Annotated in this window: 17 protein-coding genes and 1 riboswitch; of the genes, 8 read left to right on the forward strand and 9 right to left on the reverse strand. The window is 73.2% G+C overall.

Annotation, left to right across the window (positions count from 1 at the left end):
- Window positions 1-7 precede the first annotated feature (7 nt).
- From ACFWI8_RS06730 to ACFWI8_RS06750, 5 genes are all read right to left on the reverse strand, one after another.
- Window positions 8-505: an NUDIX domain-containing protein gene (locus ACFWI8_RS06730; RefSeq protein ID WP_387086645.1), complete on the reverse strand. Its 498-nt coding sequence runs from the start codon at window positions 503-505 to the stop codon at window positions 8-10.
- A 5-nt stretch (window positions 506-510) separates the two neighbouring features.
- Window positions 511-1707 (reverse strand): cystathionine gamma-lyase, encoded by a 1197-nt coding sequence (locus tag ACFWI8_RS06735; RefSeq protein WP_387086647.1) that lies wholly within the window; start codon window positions 1705-1707, stop codon window positions 511-513.
- A gap of 94 nt (window positions 1708-1801) precedes the next feature.
- The gene (locus tag ACFWI8_RS06740; RefSeq protein WP_387086649.1) at window positions 1802-2698 is read right to left on the reverse strand and encodes a fructosamine kinase family protein; all 897 of its coding nucleotides are present in this window, start codon (window positions 2696-2698) and stop codon (window positions 1802-1804) included.
- The gene (locus ACFWI8_RS06745) at window positions 2695-3186 is read right to left on the reverse strand and encodes a low molecular weight protein-tyrosine-phosphatase (RefSeq protein WP_387086651.1); all 492 of its coding nucleotides are present in this window, start codon (window positions 3184-3186) and stop codon (window positions 2695-2697) included. The genes ACFWI8_RS06740 and ACFWI8_RS06745 overlap by 4 nt, the downstream gene beginning before the upstream one ends.
- Before the next feature lie 10 nt (window positions 3187-3196).
- On the reverse strand, window positions 3197-3571 hold the full coding sequence (locus ACFWI8_RS06750; protein WP_311599869.1) for a phage holin family protein: 375 nt from the start codon (window positions 3569-3571) through the stop codon (window positions 3197-3199).
- Between the two features lie 48 nt (window positions 3572-3619).
- Here ACFWI8_RS06750 and ACFWI8_RS06755 point away from each other — a divergent pair, with 48 nt between their 5' ends.
- Complete coding sequence (locus tag ACFWI8_RS06755) at window positions 3620-3940, forward strand: cupin domain-containing protein (protein ID WP_387086653.1); 321 nt, start codon at window positions 3620-3622, stop codon at window positions 3938-3940.
- A gap of 146 nt (window positions 3941-4086) precedes the next feature.
- Window positions 4087-4299 carry a DUF5326 family protein gene (locus ACFWI8_RS06760; RefSeq protein WP_311599867.1) on the forward strand — a complete coding sequence of 71 codons (213 nt, stop codon included), beginning with the start codon at window positions 4087-4089 and terminating at the stop codon, window positions 4297-4299.
- Here the strand turns inward: ACFWI8_RS06760 and ACFWI8_RS06765 are convergent.
- The gene (locus ACFWI8_RS06765; RefSeq protein WP_387086656.1) at window positions 4265-5593 is read right to left on the reverse strand and encodes a YibE/F family protein; all 1329 of its coding nucleotides are present in this window, start codon (window positions 5591-5593) and stop codon (window positions 4265-4267) included. The genes ACFWI8_RS06760 and ACFWI8_RS06765 overlap by 35 nt on opposite strands.
- 94 nt (window positions 5594-5687) lie before the next feature.
- Window positions 5688-5798: riboswitch (TPP riboswitch) on the forward strand.
- On the opposite strand from ACFWI8_RS06765, the gene thiC reads away from it, so the two are divergent.
- The gene (thiC, locus tag ACFWI8_RS06770; protein ID WP_387086658.1) at window positions 5791-7431 is read left to right on the forward strand and encodes a phosphomethylpyrimidine synthase ThiC; all 1641 of its coding nucleotides are present in this window, start codon (window positions 5791-5793) and stop codon (window positions 7429-7431) included. It overlaps the preceding riboswitch by 8 nt.
- A gap of 47 nt (window positions 7432-7478) precedes the next feature.
- Here thiC and ACFWI8_RS06775 read toward each other — a convergent pair whose 3' ends face one another.
- The gene (locus tag ACFWI8_RS06775) at window positions 7479-8093 is read right to left on the reverse strand and encodes a TIGR03086 family metal-binding protein (protein WP_387086660.1); all 615 of its coding nucleotides are present in this window, start codon (window positions 8091-8093) and stop codon (window positions 7479-7481) included.
- 59 nt (window positions 8094-8152) lie between these two features.
- Here ACFWI8_RS06775 and ACFWI8_RS06780 point away from each other — a divergent pair, with 59 nt between their 5' ends.
- Window positions 8153-8425 carry a hypothetical protein gene (locus ACFWI8_RS06780; RefSeq protein WP_311599862.1) on the forward strand — a complete coding sequence of 91 codons (273 nt, stop codon included), beginning with the start codon at window positions 8153-8155 and terminating at the stop codon, window positions 8423-8425.
- A 15-nt stretch (window positions 8426-8440) separates the two neighbouring features.
- On the opposite strand, the gene ACFWI8_RS06785 is transcribed toward ACFWI8_RS06780, so the two are convergent.
- Window positions 8441-9379: a LysR family transcriptional regulator gene (locus ACFWI8_RS06785; RefSeq protein ID WP_387086723.1), complete on the reverse strand. Its 939-nt coding sequence runs from the start codon at window positions 9377-9379 to the stop codon at window positions 8441-8443.
- A gap of 128 nt (window positions 9380-9507) precedes the next feature.
- Here ACFWI8_RS06785 and ACFWI8_RS06790 point away from each other — a divergent pair, with 128 nt between their 5' ends.
- From ACFWI8_RS06790 to ACFWI8_RS06800, 3 genes are read left to right on the forward strand one after another with little or no spacing between them, the layout of a single operon-like run.
- Window positions 9508-10707, forward strand: coding sequence for an MFS transporter (locus ACFWI8_RS06790; RefSeq protein ID WP_387086725.1), 1200 nt, complete (start codon window positions 9508-9510; stop codon window positions 10705-10707).
- A gap of 58 nt (window positions 10708-10765) precedes the next feature.
- Complete coding sequence (locus ACFWI8_RS06795; RefSeq protein ID WP_387086662.1) at window positions 10766-11335, forward strand: DUF2269 domain-containing protein; 570 nt, start codon at window positions 10766-10768, stop codon at window positions 11333-11335.
- Window positions 11332-12210, forward strand: coding sequence for a GNAT family N-acetyltransferase (locus ACFWI8_RS06800; RefSeq protein ID WP_387086664.1), 879 nt, complete (start codon window positions 11332-11334; stop codon window positions 12208-12210). Before ACFWI8_RS06795 ends, ACFWI8_RS06800 begins: the two co-directional genes overlap by 4 nt.
- 15 nt (window positions 12211-12225) lie before the next feature.
- On the opposite strand, the gene ACFWI8_RS06805 is transcribed toward ACFWI8_RS06800, so the two are convergent.
- Complete coding sequence (locus ACFWI8_RS06805; protein ID WP_387086666.1) at window positions 12226-12702, reverse strand: MarR family winged helix-turn-helix transcriptional regulator; 477 nt, start codon at window positions 12700-12702, stop codon at window positions 12226-12228.
- An 83-nt stretch (window positions 12703-12785) separates the two neighbouring features.
- On the opposite strand from ACFWI8_RS06805, the gene ACFWI8_RS06810 reads away from it, so the two are divergent.
- Window positions 12786-13172: a cupin domain-containing protein gene (locus ACFWI8_RS06810; RefSeq protein WP_387086668.1), complete on the forward strand. Its 387-nt coding sequence runs from the start codon at window positions 12786-12788 to the stop codon at window positions 13170-13172.
- The last annotated feature ends 27 nt before the right edge of the window (window positions 13173-13199 follow it).

Here is a 13199-nt window from a genome sequence, read left to right on the forward strand (position 1 = left end):
CGCGGGCTCAGGCGAAGTCGGCGGCCAGCAGCGCCCGGACACCGTCGATGTTCCCCGTCAGGTAGGCGCTGAGCGAGGTCGGCACCAGGTCGACGGCGGCCAGCCCTTCCGGGGTGAACGGCAGCCGCACGATCTCGTAGACGCCGCGCGGCTCCTCCACCTCGGGGCCGTGCCGCAGCGCCGGGTCCATGGTGGTCAGCCGGCAGACGAAGAAGTGCTGGACCTTGAGCCCCGGCGGGGTGGCCTCGCCGGGCTCCGGCACGTGCGGGACGGTGTCGACGAAGGCCGGTACCACGTCGCAGACCTTGGCGCCCAGCTCCTCCGACACCTCGCGGTGCAGCGCCGAGACGACCGACTCGTCCTCGGGCTCCACCCCGCCGCCCGGGGTGATCCAGTAGGGCGGGAGGCCGGGCTTGGTGCGCTTGATGACGATCAGCTCGCTGTCGTCCCGGTCGAGCAGGATGGCGCGGGCGGTGCGTTTGACCACGAGTCGTGCATGGGTCATGCAAGTCATGTGGCCCGTGCGCCGCCGGACGAAACGTCCCCGGCGGCGTCCAGCGCCGCGTGCAGGTCGGCGACGAGGTCCTCGGCGTCCTCGATGCCGACCGAGAGCCGGACGAACCCCTCAGGCACGTCGTCCCCGCCCCACCTGGCGCGCCGCTCAGCCGTCGACCTGACCCCGCCGAAGCTGGTGGCGTCCGACACCAGGCGCAGCGCGGCCAGGAACCGCTCGGCGTACCCGCGGTCGGGCAGCGTGAACGACACGACGCAGCCGAAGTGCCGCATCTGCCGGGCCGCCACCTCGTGACCCGGATCCTCCGGCAGCCCCGGATAGCGAACGCCGCTCACCTCGGGGCGCGCCCGCAGCGCGCGGGCCACGGCCAGGGCGGTGGCGCCCTGCCGCTCGACGCGCAGCTGCAGCGTCGCGATCCCACGGTGCGCCAGCCACGCCTCCATCGGCCCGATGATCGCGCCGGTCTCGGTGCGCCAGGCGCGCACCGCGGCGGCCAGCGCGGGCTCGCGGGCGGCGACGTAGCCGAGCAGCACGTCGCCGTGCCCGTTGAGCGCCTTGGTGCCGCTGGCGACCGACAGGTCGGCGCCGAGCGCGAGCGGCCGCTGCCCGAGCGGCGTCGCGAGGGTGTTGTCCACGACGAGCAACGCGCCGCGCGCGTGCGCGGCCTCGGCGAGCCGGCGGATGTCGCAGACGTCGAGCCCGGGGTTGGACGGCGTCTCCACCCACACCAGCCGCACGCCCTCGTCGATGGCGGCGAGCTGCGCGTCCGCGCCGGTCGGCGCGGTCCGCACGACGACGCCGAACCCCTCGAGCCGCTCCCGCGCCCGCGGCAGCAGCTGGTACCCGTCGGACGGCAGCACGGCGACGTCCCCAGGCCGGAGCAGGGAGAACAGCACGGCCGTGGTGGCGGCCATCCCCGACGGGAACACGACCGCCGCAGCGTCCGCCTCGCCCGGCGCCTCAAGATCGGCGACGGCGGCCTCAAGGGCGGTCCACGTCGGGTTGCCCTGCCGGCCGTACGCGTACGGGGCGACCGCGGGATCGCCCGGCAGATGAAAGTGCGCGGCGAACGTCGGCCCCGGCACGGGCGCGGCATACGCCTCCCCCTCCGGCACCCCGGCCCCCACGGCCCGCGTCCCCTCACCGACCACCTGCACCACCTCCTCGCTCCCGGCGAGCGTAACCGCCACCACGACGCGTCACGCGAACCGGTGTCCCCCACCCACCCGCCCTTTCGCTCCGCGCGGAGCGCGAACAAGGGCGGGTGGGTGGGGAGAAACCCCTCGGTCAGCGCGACGCGCGCAGCGCGCGGCGGGCCGTCGTGCCGCTCTCCGCTCCGTACGGTCCGCCGAACAGCGCCGCGTGGATCAGCACGTGGTGCAGCGCGTGCAGCGGCGCCCGCTCGCGCCGCCCCGGCACCGGCCGTACCTCCTCGTACGCCCCGATCACCCGGTCCCACCGCGGGCAGCCGGACAGTTCGAGGAAGGCCAGGTCGGCCTCCGGGTGGCCGCCCTGCGCCGCCGGGTCGACCAGGTGCGGCCGGTCGCCGGTCCACAGGATGTTGCCGGGCCACAGGTCGCCGTGGATGACGGCCGGCGGCTGCGGCTCGCCGGCGACCTCGTCGATCCGCTCGCACAGCAGTTCCACGTCCCGCGCGTCGCGCGGGTCGATGCCGCCGCCGTCGACCGCCATCCGCAACAGCGGCAGCAGCCGGTGCTCGGCGTGGAACGCCGGCCAGCCGGCCGGGTCGGCGACCGGCGGGTCGGGGGTGGTCAGGGGCACAGGACCGAGGTACAGCGGGCCGGTCGTGCCGTAGTGCGGCGCCGGGGTGGAGTGCAGCGCCGCCAGGTCGCGGCCGAGCCGCTCCGCCGCGGCGTCGCTCGGCTCCGTCGTGTCCACCCACTCCAGCACCAGGACGTCGGCCTCGACGGCCAGCACGCCGGGCACCGCGACGGCCCCGGTGGACCGCAGCACTTCGAGGCCGGCGGCCTCGGCGGCGAAGAAGTCCGCCGGCGCGCCGTCCATGGTCTTGGCGAAGCAGGTGTGGAAAGGACCGCCGTCGTTGTCGAGGCCGTGGCCGAGCCGCACCCGGTACGCCTCGCAGATCTCGCCCCCGCTCACCGGTTGGGCGTCGAACGGGAGTGTGTTGAGCAGGCCGCCCACGCGGCGCGCGACGGCGTTCACGACCGCACCACCACGCCCGCGTCGAGCAGTCCTTCGACGCCGCGTTCGATGATCTTCAGGCAGGCCGCGAAGCCCTCGTCGTCGCCGTAGTAGGGGTCGGGCACGTCGCGGTCGTCCGGGGCCGCGTCCGGGTCGTGGTCGCGCAGCAGCACCACCTTGGCGGCGTCTCCCTGGTTTCGTGCCAGCCGGCGCAGCTCGCGCTCGTGCCCCCGGTCCATGGCGACGACCAGGTCGTAGCGGTCGAACCAGTCGTGTTCGAAGCGGCGGGCCGTGTGGTCGTGGGCGCCGGCCCGGTAGCCGGCGGTGACGAGCGCGGCGACCGCGCGCGGGTCGGCCGGCTCGCCGACGTGCCAGCCGCCGGTGCCGGCGCTGTCCACCGTGTGGGAGCCGTCGAGGCCCTCCTCGGCGAGCCGCGCGCGGAGCACGGTTTCGGCCATCGGCGAGCGGCAGATGTTGCCGGAGCAGACGACGCAGATGCGGTAGGTCATGGCGATCCGGTCAGTCGCGGTCGAGGACCATGTTGACGGCCCAGGAAACGATGGAGATGATCAGGCCGCCCAGCACCGCGGCCATGAACCCTGCGACCTCGAAGCGCTCGTCGCCGGCGATCCAGCTGGTCAGGAGCAGCATGAAGGCGTTGATCACCAGCGTGAAGAGGCCGAGCGTGACGATCAGCAGCGGGAAGGCCAGGAACTTCACGATGGGCTTGACGATCAGGTTGACCACGCCGAAGATCAGCGCGACGACCAGCAGGGTCACCACCCTGCTGCCGGTGCTCGCGTCGTCTTCCCCGAGGGTGATGTCGCCGACCAGCCAGACGGCGGCGGCCAGGGCGACGGCGTTGGCAAGGAACCTGAACAAAATGCTTGTCATACAAGGGATCGTTGCAGATGGCACCTGGAGAGCAAAAGGAATGAGGCGATGAAGGAGTTCCGGCTGGATCGTCTGGAGGCGGAACGGCTCGCGCACGACGGTGCCTACCTGCGCTTTCTCAACGAACGCAACGTATCGGTTGGGCTCTACGCGCTGAACGCCGGTGAGCAGGACACCCAGCGCCCGCAGCGGCAGGACGTGGTCAACTTCGTGGTCAGCGGCCGCGCGGCGATGACCGTCGGCGACGAGACGACCACGGTGGGGCGTGGCAGCGTGGTCTACGTGCCCGCCGGCACCCCCGCCCGCTTCCACCACATCACCGAGGACCTGCGGGTGATGGTCGTCTTCTCGCCCCCCGAGGGGAGCTGAGTCGGCCCCCCGGCTCAGGGTAGGAGTCAGGGAACGGTCAGGGGAGGACCGGGGCGCCCGGGCCTCCCACACCCCGTCCGGCGCCCTTAGCATCGAATGCGTCAGTCGATCGTGGTAGGAGCTAGGGCGATGAAGGAGCCGGGGCAATGAAAGCCGCCTTTATGACACTGCCGTGGTGGGTGCGCTGGATCGCCATCCCCACCATCGCGCTGGTGGTCTTCGGCAGCCTGATCATCTCCGTGATCACCTGGGTGCTCGGACTCGCCTTCCGGGTGCTGGTCTTCGCCGCGCTGGTGGCCGTGCTGATCTTCGTGGTGCGGAAGTTCACCTCTTCTTCCTCCTCCGGTGGCGGTTGGTAGCGGCCGGCACCCCGGCCCCCGGGGCCACCCCGGTCACCACTCCGCCGGCGGGCGCGCCCGCCGGCGCCGGGATCGACGCCGCGCCGGGCGCCGGCCGGTCCGCGCTCACCACGAGCGCCGCGAGCAGCGTCGTCACCGGGACCGAGGCCACCAGGCCGATCGACCCGACGAGGGTCCGCACGATCTCCTCCGAGACCAGCTCGCTGAACGCCACCGTGGACACGCTGGCCCGCGCGATGGTGAACAGCAGCATCAACGGCAGCGCGGCGCCCGCGTAGGCCAGCACCAGCGTGTTCACCACCGACGCGATGTGGTCCCGGCCGATCCGCATCGCCGAGCGGTAGAGCTTCAGCCAACCCGCCCCCGGGTCGGCCCGCTTCAGCTCCCACACGGCCGAGGTCTGGGTGACGGTCACGTCGTCGAGCACCCCGAGCGAGCCGATCAGGATGCCGGCCAGCAGCAGGCCCTGGATCTCGATCCGCGGATAGAGGCTGTGCACCAGACCCGTCTGGTCGTCGGTGTTGCCGCTCAGGTGCGCCCACTCGATGAACACCGAGCCGAGCAGCCCGATCAGTATCAGCGAGACCAGCGTCCCGAGCACCGCGACCGAGGTGCGGGCGTTCACCCCGTGGCACAGGTACAGGGCGGTCAGCATGATCACGCTGCCCCCGACCACCGCCACCAGCAACGGGTTCGAGCCGCCGAGGATCGCCGGCAGGATGAACAGCGTCAGCACCGCGAAGCTCACCACCAGCCCCACCAGCGCCAGCAGCCCCCGCAGCCGCCCGACCAGCACCACCACGACCGCGAAGATCGCGGCCAGCCACAGCATCGGCGCCTGCCGGTCCACGTCCGAGACGCTGTACTGCAGTTCCTCGGGCGCGTCCGGCGCGTAGGCGACCACCACCTCCTGCCCCACGTGGAACTGCTGCGACGCGTCCGGGGTCACCACCTCGGTGAACGTGTGCCCGGTGTCCTGCCCCGAGGTCACCTCCACCGTGGCCTGCGCGCACTCGCCCTCGATGCCGGACGCCAGCTGGACGCCGAGTTCCTCGCAGGGCGTCTCGACGACCTCCGTCACCCGCGCCTGTTCGAGCTGCTGGTCGAAGCCGACGCCCGTGCGGTCCTCGCGCTCCGGCTCCCCACCCGGCCACAGCAGCACCAGGCCGGCCGCCATCAGCGCCGCGAACGGGATCAGCACCGCCGCGATGACCCGGCGCAGGTGCGCCGAGACGGGGGCCGGCGGGCCGTGCTGGTGTGAGTGGCCGTGGTGGCCTTCGTGGTGTTCGGTCACCCGCCGATCATCGCGTAAGAAGCCCAACGCACGCCCGCCGGACCACCGGCCCCCTGTTCAGCACGCGCGTCATGCCGTTAGCGTGGGGACGCGAGCAACACATCGCGGGAGCTCCGAGCACGGGGCTGAGAGGGCGCTGCCGCTGCGCCGACCGCCGAACCTGTTACCGGGTAATGCCGGCGTAGGGAGTGGGTCTGATGACCAAGCAGGAAACGGGCACGTCCAGCACGCCCGTCATCGGTTCACACAAGGGATACCTCACCGGGTCGCGCCCGGACCTGCGGGTCCCGGTGCGCAGGGTGCACCTCACCGACGGCAACGCCGTCACGCTCTACGACACCTCGGGTCCCTACACCGACCCCGAGGTCACCACCGACGTCCGCCGCGGCCTCCCGCCGCTGCGGCGCGCGTGGATCGACGAGCGCCGCGCCGACGGCACGGGCGCCGTCACACAACTCGCGTACGCCAGGCGCGGGGAGATCACGCCCGAGATGGAGTTCGTCGCCATCCGGGAGAACGTCAGCCCCGAGTTCGTCCGCGACGAGATCGCCGCCGGCCGTGCCGTGCTGCCGGTGAACGTCAACCACCCGGAGTCCGAACCGATGATCATCGGCCGGAACTTCCTGGTGAAGGTCAACGCCAACATCGGCAACTCCGCCGTCACCTCGTCCATCGACGAGGAGGTGGAGAAGATGACGTGGGCCACCCGCTGGGGCGCCGACACCATCATGGACCTCTCCACCGGCCGCGACATCCACACCACCCGCGAGTGGATCCTCCGCAACTCGCCGGTCCCGGTGGGCACCGTCCCCATCTACCAGGCGCTGGAGAAGGTCGGCGGCAGGGCCGAGGAACTGACCTGGGAGATCTACCGCGACACGGTGGTCGAACAGGCCGAGCAGGGCGTCGACTACATGACCGTGCACGCCGGCGTGCTGCTGCGCTACGTGCCGCTGACCGCGCGCCGCAAGACCGGCATCGTCTCGCGCGGCGGCTCCATCATGGCCGCCTGGTGCCTGGCCCACCACCGGGAGAGCTTCCTCTACACCCACTTCGCCGAGCTCTGCGAGATCCTGCGCGCCTACGACATCACCTTCTCGCTCGGCGACGGCCTCCGCCCGGGATCCATCGCGGACGCCAACGACGAGGCGCAGTTCGCCGAACTCCGCACCCTCGGCGAGCTCAACCGCATCGCGCGCGAACACGACGTCCAGACCATGATCGAGGGCCCGGGCCACGTCCCCATGCACAAGATCAAGGAGAACATCGACCTCCAACAGGAGATCTGCGACGGCGCCCCCTTCTACACCCTCGGCCCCCTCACCACCGACATCGCGCCCGCCTACGACCACATCACCTCGGGCATCGGCGCCGCGATGATCGCCTGGTGGGGCACGGCCATGCTCTGCTACGTCACGCCGAAGGAACACCTCGGCCTCCCCAACCGCGACGACGTCAAGACCGGCGTCATCACCTACAAGATCGCCGCCCACGCCGCAGACCTGGCCAAGGGCCACCCGGGCGCCCAGGTCTGGGACGACGCGCTCTCCGACGCCCGCTTCGAGTTCCGCTGGGAGGACCAGTTCAACCTGGCCCTCGACCCCGACACGGCCCGCTCCTTCCACGACGAGACCCTCCCGGCCGAACCGGCCAAGACGGCGCACTTCTGCTCCATGTGCGGCCCGAAGTTCTGCTCGATGCGGATCAGCCAGGACATCAGGAAGGACTACGGCGACCGCCTCACCCTCACCGGCGAGGAGATCGAGGCCGGCATGGCCGCCAAATCCCAGGAATTCGCCGACGCCGGCAACCGCGTCTACCTGCCCCTGACCGACTGACCACGTGAGCCCCCGGGCCCGGCCCCTCCTCGCCGGGCCGGGGGCGGTCAGGCGAGCGGCTCCGGCGCCCAGGAGGGCTGTCGGCCGCTGAGGGCCACGGCGCGGGCCAGGGGTGGGGCGTCGTCCGCGATCGGAACCGGTGGGGCGAAGCCGGTGCCCTCGCGGGCGGCCGGGTCGGTCCCCTGGGAGAGCAGCGCGATCGAGGCCCCCGCGGTGACGTCGTCCGCTTCGTAGGGCTGGCCGGTGGCGCGGGCCAGGTCCCAGCCGTGGATGAGGAGTTCGTTGAGCGCCACCCGGCCCATGACCTCGGCCGGCAGGCTGACGCCGCCGGCCCTGGTCTCGCCCTCCCAGGCGGCCGGCTCCCGCCAGGCCGCCGCCAGTTCGTCGAGCTGCCGCCGCAGCCGGCCGCGCCAGTCGCCGTCGAGGGAGGGCGCCGGCTGCGCGGTGTCGGTCGGGCTCAGGTCCGTCAGCGGGCCGAACTCCTTGCGGGCGGCGGCCCGGAAGGCCAGCGTCAGCCCGAGCAGGTGCCGCAGCAGGTCCTCGACCCGGTAGTCGGGACACGGCGTCCGGGCGCCGAACCGCTCCTGGTCGACGCCGTCGAGCAGGCCGGCCACCCCGGCGGCCGCCGGACCGAGATCAAGGGGAAGGTCGTCGTTGGTCATGCACGAAAGACCTCGGCGGAAGGGGAAACTCATCGCCGCCCCGCTCCTAGACTGGCGCCATGCGGATACGAGGCGTCGACCCGAGGGACACCACCTGGGAGCTGGACCACCCGCGCTACCGGGTCTACTTCTGGGACCGGGCGGTCAACGTCGCGGACGAGTACGAGGTGTCGGACGCCGACGTCGACGAGGTGCTGGCGTGGGCGACGCGGCACGCCGCCGAGCACGGCGTGACATACACCCTGTGGGCGCTCGTGCCCGAGCAGTGGGGCGACGGGCCCGGGCTGATCCGGCTCGCCGGGGTGGCCGGCGACCCCTTCGCCACCGCCTGACGGCACCGGAGCGCGCTACCCGATGCCCGGGTCCCGGGCCAGCGCGTCGGCCACCGCCGCGGCGAAGGCCCGCACCCGGGCGTTCTCGCGGTCGCCGCGCCAGACGAGGCCGAGCGCGGAGTCGGGGAGACCGGTCACCGGGACGTACGCCACATCCTGGCGGTGGTGGTACTCGGAGGTGGGGCGGCACAGCAGCATCACGCCCCGGTTGGCCGCCACCAGCGACAGACCCTCCTGGAGGGTGCCGACCGTCGGGCCCCGCGGCACCGGCGCGCCGGACGGGGTGTGGGTGGGTGCCTGCGCCTCGCGCCAGTAGTCCGGCGCCGGGGCGGCCACCCCGACGAGCGGTGTCGTGGCCAGTTCCTCGGCGTCCAGGACGGTCCGGGTGGCGAAGGGATGCCGGCGGGAGGCCGCCACGAAGTACGGCTGGCGGGAGAAGACCGGCCCGAGCACGAGCGTCGGTTCCTCGACCGGCAACAACACCACGGCGACGTCCACCTGCTCGCGGTACAGCGGCCCGAAGGGGTCGGAGAGCGGCAGCTCGGTGATCCGGGTGACGCAGCCTGGGTATCGGTCCTCGAACTCCCCGACCACGTCCATGAACCCGTACCCCACGACGCCCTGGAACCCGATGCGCAGCGGCCCGCTCACCCCACGGGCCGCCGCCCGGGCGTTCTCGACGGCGTCGCGCAGCGCGGCGTAGGCCGGGCGGAGGTCGTCGCGGAAGTCCCGCCCCAGCGGGGTGAGCCGCACCCGCCGACTGGTGCGGTCCACCAGGCGGCCGCCGACGCGCTGTTCCAGGGAGCGGATCAGCTGGCTGACCCGGCCCTGGGAGACGTACAGCCGCTCGCCGGTCCGTCCGAAGTGCAACTCCTCCGCGAGGATCAGGAAGCACTCCAGCTCGCGGATCTCCACCGTGCCCTCCGTCGCCCTTTCGCCCGGCGCGTTCCGCACGCGGACCAGGCCGCCGATCGATGAGCCCACCTCATGGAAGCATGAGAACTCCGCGGTTGTTCCCCCTCCCTGCCCCCGGCTTGGCTGAAGCCATGGCACGTGGATCCCTGAACGGCGGCTGGCCCGCCGTGCTGACCGTGGCGGCCGGCACCTTCACCGTGGTCACCTCCGAGATGCTGCCGGTGGGCCTGCTCACACCCATCAGCGGTTCGCTGGACGTGAGCGAGGGCACGGCCGGGCTGGCGCTCACCGTCACCGGGCTGATCGGCGCGTTCTCCGCGCCGCTGGTCACCGCCGCGGTGGGCCGGATCGACCGGCGCGTCGTCCTCTGTTCCCTGCTGGTGCTCCTGGCGGCGGCCAACGTGCTGTCCGCCTGGTCGCCGAACGTCACGGTCATGATGGTGGCCCGCGTGCTGGTCGGCGTCGGCCTCGGCGGCGTCTGGTCGCTCGCCGGCGGCCTCGGGGCACGGCTGGTGCCGGCCACGTCCGTCGGGCCGGCCACCTCCCTGATCTTCAGCGGTATCGCCGTCGCCTCGGTGGTGGGCGTGCCCGCCGGCGCGTACCTCGGTGAACTGGCCGGCTGGCGTGAGGCGTTCCTCGCCGTCGGCGGTCTCGCCCTGCTCGTGGCGGTGACCATGGCCGTGGTGCTGCCGCCGCTGCCCGCCGAGGAGGCGGTCGCGCTCGGCGGTGTGCTGCGGCTGCTCGGCAACCCGCGGGTGGCCACCGGGCTCACGGTGGTGGCCCTGCTGGTGACCGGGCACTTCGCCGCGTACACCTACGTGCGGCCGATCCTGGAGGACGTCTCGGGCGTCGGGGCGTCGATGATCGGCACCCTCCTGCTGGCCTACGGAGTCGCCGGCATCGCGGGCAACTTCGTGGTCGGCGCCCGGGTGGGCCGGTCGGTGCGCGGCACCGTGCTGGTGATCGGCGCCGCGCTGGCCGCCTCCCTGCCGCTCGTTCCGGTGCTCGGACTGTCCGTGGCGGGCGCGGCGGTCCTGCTGGTCGTCTGGGGCCTGGCCTACGGCGGCGTGTCGGTGAGCACCCAGACCTGGCTGGCCCTGGCCGCCCCGAAGGCCAGGGAGGGCGCCACCTCCCTGTTCGTGGCCGTGTTCAACGGGGCCATCGCCCTGGGCGCCTTCGCGGGCGGCCGACTGGTGGACGGCTTCGGCACCCGGTCGGTGCTGTGGCTGGGCGGCGCGCTGGCGCTCGGTGCCCTCGTGGTGACCGCGCTCGGGCGGGTGCCCTCGGCGGGCACCGCGGGCTCCCGGCCCGCGGGCCGGTCCGGTCTCACCGAGCGGACCGCCCCGCCCGTACTCAAGGGCGAGTAGCCGCGGATACTCCCCCCGTCAGACGCGTCGCGACGGGTTCGCGCGGGACCGTGGCGGCATGAGAGAGCTACGTCGTCCGGTGCGCCGGGCCCTCCTCGTCGGACATGTCGTCGTGTCCGTCGGCTGGCTCGGCCTCACCCTCTGTCTGCTGGTGCTCGGCATCGCCGGCGCCACCACCGACTCGGCCGCCACGGCCGAGGCCGCCTACCGCGCCATGAAGATCTTCGGCGACTGGCTGATCGCCCCGCTCGCGCTGACCACCTTCGCCTCCGGCCTGGTGCTGTCGCTCGGCACCCCGTGGGGTCTTGCCCGCCACTGGTGGGTCTACGTCAAGTTCTGGCTCACGCTGGGCGCCGGCCTCGCCTCGCTGTTCCTGTTCCGGGCCGGAATCGACAACGCGGCCGCCGAGGTCGCCGCCGGGCACCCGGTGTCCGACCCGGCGAGCCTCGTCGCGCCGCCGGTCGTCTCGCTCAGCCTCTACCTCTTCATGACCGCGATATCCGTCCTCAAGCCGTGGCGCCTCACCCGACGCGGCCGCGCCGCGCGGGCCGCCCGCGCCGCCCGCGCCGTCCGCACGTCGAAAACCGCTCGCGCCACGCCCCGCGCCCCGGTATCCCTGAGGTCGTGACGCTGCCGAACGACCTCCCGCCGGTCCGCCGCCTCGGCCCGGCCGACCTCACCGCCTGCCTCGACCTGGCGGACAGCCGGGACTGGACCCGCGAGGAGCACAAGTGGCGGCTGCTGCTCACCGCAGGGCAGGGCTACGGCATCGACGCCCCGGCCGGCGATCCGGTGGGCGGACTGATCGCCACCGTCGTCGTCACCGCCTACGGGGACCGCCACCGGTGCCTGAGCATGGTGCTGGTCGCCGAGCGGTACGCCCGCCGCGGCATCGCCCGCCACCTGATGCGGCACGCGTTGGCCGAGTGCGGACCGGCCGCCGTGTTCCTCAGCGCGACCGACCAGGGCCGGCCGCTCTACGAGCAGCTCGGCTTCAAGACGGTCGGCCAGTTCACCACCATCCGCGGCACCTTCACCGGCGCCGTGCCGCCCCAGGCCCGGCCGGCGACCACCGTGCGGCCGGCGGCGGCCGCCGACCTGCCGGCGGTGCTCGCCTACGACCGCCCGGTCTTCGGCACCGACCGCACCGCGCTGCTGACCAGGCTCCCAGCCTTCGCCGACCGCTTCCTGGTCGCCGAGGACGCCGCCACCGGGCGCCTCACCGGCTTCGCCGCCGCCTGGCCCAACCCGTCCAGCATCGTCATCGGCCCGGTAGTCGCGGAGGACACCGCCACCGCCCAGGCCCTGGTCGCCCGCCTCGGCACCGAGGCCCCGCGCCCCATCCGCTACGACGTGGACGCCCGCCACCCCGAGCTCGACCGCTGGCTCCGCGCCAACGGCCTCACCGGCGACCGCCCCTGCGCCCTGATGGTGCTCGGCGCCCCCGACATCCCGGGCGACATCACCCGCCGCTTCGCGCCCTACTCGGTCGCGCTGGGCTGACCGCCCGCCCCCCGCCTACCAGACGGGACGCAGCGGCGGCAGCGGCCGCCCGTCCGCCAACGCCACCAGCAGTCGTTCGAGCTCGGCGCGGAGCACGCCCACGTCGAGCCGCTCCCCGAGCTCCGCCTCGAGACCGTGCAACGTCCGGCCGGCGACGGCGAGATGGCGGTGCGCGGCCTCGGTGAGCACCACCAGCCTGCGCCGCCCACCGGCCGGATGCGGCTCGCGCCGCACATAGCCGCGCCGCTCCAGGTCGTCGACGATCTGCCCGGCCGCCTGCTTGGTGACGCCGAGCCGAGCCGCGAGCTCGCTGCTCGTCGCGCCGGCCGGTCCCAGCGCCTGGAAGGTGAGGCCGTGGATGGGCCGCAGGTCGCCGTACCCCTGCTCGGCGAGGCGGGTCTCGAACTCGGCGAGGAGGAGCTGGAAGCCCATGCCGAGGAGGAAGGTCAGCTCGGTCTCGGGTGGCGGCGGGGGTTCTGACACGGGGTCCATGGTGACACACACGTGTAAAGCTGCTTTACTCACTGCCGAGAGCACGAGTAAAGCAGCTTTACACAGGCCGGAGGAGCCCACCCATGCGCGTCCACACGCCCACCGAGCACGACACCGTCGCCACCCCGAACGCCGAGATGACCAGCCTCGCCACGCCCCGCCGCGGCACCCGCGAACTCAGCGCCTGGCGGGTGCGGATGGCGCCCGGCGCCCGCGGCCCCTGGCACTCCGTGGACCGCGAACAGGTCTGGCTGCCGCTGACCGGCACCATCGCCGTCGCCTCGGGCGACGGCACCGCAGAACCCAAGCACGTCGGCCCGGGCCAGGCCGCCGTCCTGCCGGCGGGCGAGCCGCGACAGGTGTCCACCACGGGCGGCGAAGCCGTCGAGGCGCTGGTCTGCATGACGGCCGGCGGCCTGGCCACCGTGACCGAGACCGGCGAGATCAGAACGATCCCCTGGGCGGAGTGAGTTCGGGCGACTTCCCCCGCTTCGGAC

Source organism: Streptomyces sp. NPDC127098 (genome assembly GCF_042722465.1).
Taxonomy (GTDB): Bacteria; Actinomycetota; Actinomycetes; order Streptomycetales; family Streptomycetaceae; genus Streptomyces; species Streptomyces millisiae.